Origin of the sequence: Pseudomonas sp. 51_B (assembly GCF_017491595.1) — a bacterium.
Classification (GTDB): domain Bacteria; phylum Pseudomonadota; class Gammaproteobacteria; order Pseudomonadales; family Pseudomonadaceae; genus Aquipseudomonas; species Aquipseudomonas promysalinigenes.
Genome location: NZ_JAFGYW010000570.1, coordinates 1 through 244, shown reverse-complemented (window position 1 = coordinate 244; position 244 = coordinate 1). Strand labels below are relative to the sequence as shown.

The following is a 244-nucleotide window of genomic DNA, read 5'->3' as shown; positions in this document are numbered from 1 at the left end:
AGGAAGATCTGCACCATCGCGTTGGTCAGCCACAGCGCGTTCGCCGGCACCTGGTTGGCGTTTTCCCGGCGCAGGAACTCCGGCATCGTGTGGTCCTTGGCCGCAGCGAACATGATCTCGGCGCACAACAATGCCCAGGACAGCAAGGCCCCAAGCAGCGACACCGCCAGCCCAATACTGATCAGCAAGCCCCCCCAAGGGCCGACGATATGCTCCAGCACCGAGGCCAGCGACGGGTTCTGCA

The 244-nt window shown here is 63.9% G+C and carries 1 protein-coding gene; it reads right to left on the bottom strand.

The genetic code is table 11. The annotated features are described in order from the left end of the window. The coding region (locus tag J5M56_RS26220; RefSeq protein WP_207938216.1) for an amino acid permease at window positions 1–244 on the bottom strand (244 nt) is incomplete at both ends.